This is a genomic window from Corallococcus llansteffanensis (genome assembly GCF_003612055.1).
GTDB lineage: Bacteria > Myxococcota > Myxococcia > Myxococcales > Myxococcaceae > Corallococcus > Corallococcus llansteffanensis.
In genome coordinates, this window is record NZ_RAWB01000660.1 from 1 (window position 1) to 5,040 (window position 5,040).

Annotated in this window: 3 protein-coding genes; all 3 read right to left on the bottom strand. The window is 71.1% G+C overall.

Annotated features, from left to right (window positions below):
- On the bottom strand, nucleotides 1-877 hold an 877-nt coding region (locus D7V93_RS37525), incomplete at its 3' end, for a phage tail protein (protein ID WP_120647901.1).
- A complete protein-coding gene (locus D7V93_RS37530) occupies nucleotides 874-2,094 on the bottom strand; it encodes a hypothetical protein (protein ID WP_120647902.1) in 1,221 nt (406 codons plus the stop codon). The genes D7V93_RS37530 and D7V93_RS37525, both read right to left, overlap by 4 nt.
- Nucleotides 2,084-4,993: a putative baseplate assembly protein gene (locus tag D7V93_RS37535; RefSeq protein ID WP_120647903.1), complete on the bottom strand. Its 2,910-nt coding sequence runs from the start codon at nucleotides 4,991-4,993 to the stop codon at nucleotides 2,084-2,086. Before D7V93_RS37535 ends, D7V93_RS37530 begins: the two co-directional genes overlap by 11 nt.
- Nucleotides 4,994-5,040: the final 47 nt, after the last annotated feature.

Sequence of the window (5,040 nt, forward strand, 5' to 3'; positions counted from 1 at the left end):
CACGGGCATTCTCCGGGATCGGGATGAGGGTATCGGTCCCCACGGTCGAATTCAGTCCGACGGTGAAGGTAAGGGTCCGCAGGCGCATCACGTAGCGCGTGTGCAGGGGCTTCTCGTCGTCGACGAGCTTCCGCACGCTGGCGACGAGCGCCTGCACCGGGGCCGTGTCGAAGTCATACGTGGGCAGTGGAATCTCCACCGCGAAGCTGAAGGGCCGCGTGCCGTCCAGCACGCCGTCGCCGTCGCTGTAGAACTCGGCCAGCGTCGAGTTCTCGCCCAGCAGCAGCGGCGTGGCGGAGACCAGGTCGATGACCCGGATGTCCGGCGCGACGAGCAGGCGCAAGAGCCCCTCCAGCCCGTCGCGAGTCCCGCGCTTGCGGTACAGGGGCATCAGGCCGATGAGCACGGCGCGCCGCCGGTCCACGCTCCAGTCCGGGTTGCCCGTGAAGTCGAGCCATCCCCCGAGCCAGTCCAGGTAGTCGGTGAGCCAGGCCAGCACCGCGGTCCGCCACGGGCCCGTGTCCTTCGACAAGGTGCTGTCGATGGGCACGATGCCGAGCAGGCCGTTCAGTGCCCGCAGGTTGCGCGCGGTGGCCACGTCGTTGGGGTCGCCATTGGCGGTGGTGACCTCGATGGGAGGGACGAGCGCGCTCGAACCCGGGAACAGGAAGGACAGGCGGGGGTAGAGCAGCGACGGGAGGACGTCGAGCACCGCCGCCATGCCCCGCTGCACGTTCGCCGACGCTCCGTCGCGCGACCCGAGGATGCTCTCGGGGATGTGCAGGTACTGCTCCAGGAACGACGGCGAGTCCCCGGGCCCCCGGAGCGCGAAGAGCGCGGGAAGGAACCGCAGGTAGCTGTTCGGATCCTCGCTCATGCGTCCTCCTCGAACGGAATCCGTGTGTCCATGGCGACGCGGCCGTGCACGCCCACCTGGATCGTCCACGTGCTGTAGAGGGCCCGCAGTGTCAGCGACACGAACCAGGGGAAGCCGGCATCGTATGGCGGGGACTCGACCACCGTCGTCACTCCGACCGCCGCATCCCCCACGCGCGTGCCGTTGAGCGCGTCCACCTGGGCGACCAGGGGGAAGCTCGGGTCGATGCCCGGGAGTCCCCCGAGCGCGGCGAGCAGGTCGTGCTCCAGGAGCGGCTGCCCGTAGGTCCAGCCGTCGCCGTCGCTTCCTCCCTTGAGCGGATCCGTCAGCGCGATGAGGCTCGCCGCCGCCGCCCGCAGCACCGTCTCCCCGTCGTAGCCGCGCGCGACGACGAGATCCACGGTCGCCACCAGCGGGGTGAAGCGCGCCGCCTCCACGGAGACGGCCGTGCCGATGAGCTGGCGCGGGGCCAGGAACGCACCCACCGCGTACACCAGCTTGTCGTACCCGTTGAGCGACGAGAAGCTGGGGGGCGTCGCGCTCACCGTCAGCGTCCCGTACATCGCCGGGTCAGGTTCCGCGGGCGTGGTCGTGGTGTAGCTCTTCGCGAACTTGAGCGAGTACAGCGGGACGTAGCCGGAGACGATCGTCACCCGCACGCCCGCCTCCTGGCGGTGGACGAACGCGCGCATCACCTTGTCGAACGGCGCGGTGTCGGGAACGCTCGCGGAGCACTGGAGCGACAGGGCCTCGAAGTCCTCGCGGGTCACCGCGCGGTAGGGGCTGGACCAGTAGCGCTGCGCCACCGCGTGCATCTGAGCCGCGTCCACGTCCTGCCCGAGGATGGACACCAGGTAGCGCAGCAGCTCCACGTACGCGGGATCCATCAGGACGGGCTGGCCACCGAGCGTGATGGTCACCAGCCCGCGCTTCACGATGTCGCGCTGTGCCGTCAGCAGCGCCTGTTCGACGCCCTGTTCGGGCACGCCGGCGGCCATGAGGAGGAAGTTGTGGAACGACGCGTCTGGAACCCGGTCGACCCGGTACGCCGTGGCCTCGCCCACCCAGGCCAGGAGCTGGAGCAGGGTGATGCCTGGATCGGAGGCGTTGTAGTCCGTCCAGTTGGAGCTGAAGGTGGGGATGGCGTTGCGCAACGCCTCGAAGATCTCCGCGTACCCCTCCGGCGCGAGGTCCGGCAGGCGCAGTTCATCCGCCATGGTTCACCTCCAGGGTCACGGTGCCGACGGTCGGGAGCCAGGCTCGCACGAGCGGCAGGGACGCAAGGCCACCGGCCAGGGTGACCCCGTCGATGACCATGACCCCCGGCACGGCTTCCAGTGCCTGCGCCACGTCCGCCGCGTGGACCGTCGCCCCGAAGTCCCAGCCCGCCTCGTGGCCGGGGCCGCCGAGCGGGGCGAAGAAGAGCGCCAGCAGGGCCGTCATCCGCTCCCGGATGAGGGCCTCCTGCTCCCCGGGCTCCAGCACGGCGCGGACGAAGACGTCGATGGGGACGTACTCCGGCCCGACGACGTCCAGCGTGTCCGCCACGACGAAGGGGGCGCGGGCGCGCAGGTACTCGCCCACCTCTTCCACCAGGTCCGAGCTGACGGTGGGCTGGAGATCCGCGGGCTCACGCGGGACGACCGCGACGAACAGCCGTCCGTCCAGCTCCGCGTAGGCCGTGGCCCGGGCGACGCGCTGGGAGGACGTGAGGGCCAGGGTGGCGAAGTCCCCGGCGCTGACGGCCCGGTCGCGCGCCTTCAACCGTCTGGGGCCGAGCGTCCGCAGCGCGTCCAGGGTGTCCGCGCCGGTGCCGCCCCGGGACGGCAGGACGTTCGTGACGGAGTCGATCTCCGGCCGCGCGCGCTGAAGCTGGGTCAGCGTGAGCGCGGGCTGGTTGCCACCCAGGCCCCCGCCGCTGCGGTACTGGCTGGCCTGGATGTTGTTCTCTCCCGGGGGCGGGGCCATGCCGCGCACGCCGTCACCGAACGTCAGCATCCCGCTGGCGTGGTCGAGCAGGTAGTGGCGGTCCGTGGCGCTGGAGAAGGAGAAGCTGGACACCTCGGTCCAGGTCACCCAGGTCCGTGGCCCCGCGACGGCGGCGAGCGGCTGGCCGCCGGGCACCGTCTGGGGGGCGATGGGCGTCTGCTCGAACACCTGCACCGTCTGTCCCTCCAGCACCGGCTTGCGGGGGAACTCCAGCGTGACGCCCGGTCCTCCCGTGCCTGAGCCGAGGACCTCGTGGGTCCAGAGCACGCCGTTCACCGCGTCCACCGGGTTCGGCACGATGCCCTGGAGCGGCGGCAGCCGCGTGGGGTCGTCCTCCGGAGCGGACAGCCGCAGCCACGCCAGCACCTGTCCGAAGGCGGGGCTGCTCGTCATCCACGAGGGGATCTCCAGCTTCACGATGCCCGTGGTGGTGAAGACGTTGGTTCCGTCCTGGACCTTGAGCGCGCGCCACGTGCTCCCGTCGAAGGCGGACCACGTCGGTGCCGCCGCGGATGCGGCCGGGGGAACGTCGGTGCCGCTGCGTGTGGTGGGCAGCAGCACGAGCAGCGACAGGGTCCGGCCGCGCACGTGCGCCAGGAAGTCCTCCGGCGCGAAGCCCAGATACCAGGCCGACTCCTGCTCGGGGACGGGCTGGTACGGCAGCAGCTCCAGCGGCGCATCGGTGAACCCGTTGCGCGTGAGGGCCAGCTCGGGGCGCTCGGTGAGTTCGTAGCGCAACCGGAGGGACGCGACGTACGGCGGGACGTAGCTGGGCGGCTGGTACTCGTAGCCGAAGTTGAGGTCGTGCTCCTGGAGGATGTCCAGGACCTCGCCCTTGTCCGTCACGTAGGGACCGATGAGATCGTCGACGACGTACTGCGCGGACTTCACCACCACGATGCCACCGGGCAGGCCGTAGCCGCCCGACGCGATGCGCGCGCGCATCCAGCGGCTCGTGCGGCCGTTGATCGTGGCCAGGGACATGGGGGGGCAGGTGAAGCTCACGCGTCCCGAGTGCGTGAGCGCGTCGGTGCCGTCGAGCACGTCGAGCGGCTGCCAGCCGTCGTCCCAGGACTCCCAGGCGAGCCGGACGGGCGTGGGCGGCGAGATGGAGGTCGCCTCGAAGTCCAGGGAGATCGCCGCGCCCACGCGCGAGAACACGTCCGTCGACGCGATGTAGAAGGCATCCTCCACGGCCGGCATCTGTCCGAAGGGGTAGCCGCCCTTGGTGAGGTCCACGGCGGTGCCGTTGGTGTACGTGGCCTCCGCCTGGAGGCGGGGCGAGCGCACGGTGGCGGAGATGTTGCTGATCTGCGGAAGGATCTCCGCGTCGGCGCTCCGGATGCGCACGTCCTCGGAGGGCCTCACGGAGATCCAGAAGGACGTCTGGCCCCCCACCTGCGACGCGGTTGTCTGTGAGAAGCTGGTGAAGGACGCGGTCAGCGTGTCGTAGCGCTCGGGGCTGAAGCGCGGGCGCAGCGGGGTGCCGGCGCCGTCCGTCCACCGCGCGAAGTCCGCCTGGAAGAGGTTCACGCCTTGAAGCGTGATGCTCAGCTCCTCCACGGGGGTGGACTGCTGGAACAGCGTCGCGCTGCCCAGCGACAGCACGTGCGCGAGCGGCGTGGCCACCGGGGCGCCGGTATCGGGCGAGCCCACGAGCGAGGTGACTTCCGAATACGTGTCCGCCGCCGGGGCCAGCATGTAGCCCGCCACCAGCCGCGCGGGCAGCGCCACCAGGGGGCGGGTGGTTTCGAAGAGGAGGTTGGCGTCGGCTTCGGAGGCCACCTGGGTGTTGGGGGGGATCTCCACCGGACCGCTGCCGTCGGCGAGCGTGAACGTCAGCGGGACGCGCGCGGCCTGGGGGCCTCGCAGCTCCACGCCGAAGAAGTCGAGGAACGTGAGGAAGTGCTTGTCCGGCGCCCGGTTGAGCTGCGTGCCGAGCGTCGAGTGGAGCTGGGCCAGCAGCTTGAGGACGACGAGCCCGGGATCGTCGGTGGCGAAGTACTGCGGGGACCCCGCGGGCCAGAAGCCCGCCCACTGCGGCAGGTAGACCTTCGCCAGCCGGAGGGCGTCGGCGTACACGTCGTCGCTGGTGCGCGCGTCGAGGATGTACGGAGGGCGGGGCATGCGGGGCGGCCGTCAGCGCGCGGGCGGAGGCTCCGGAGGGGCGTGAC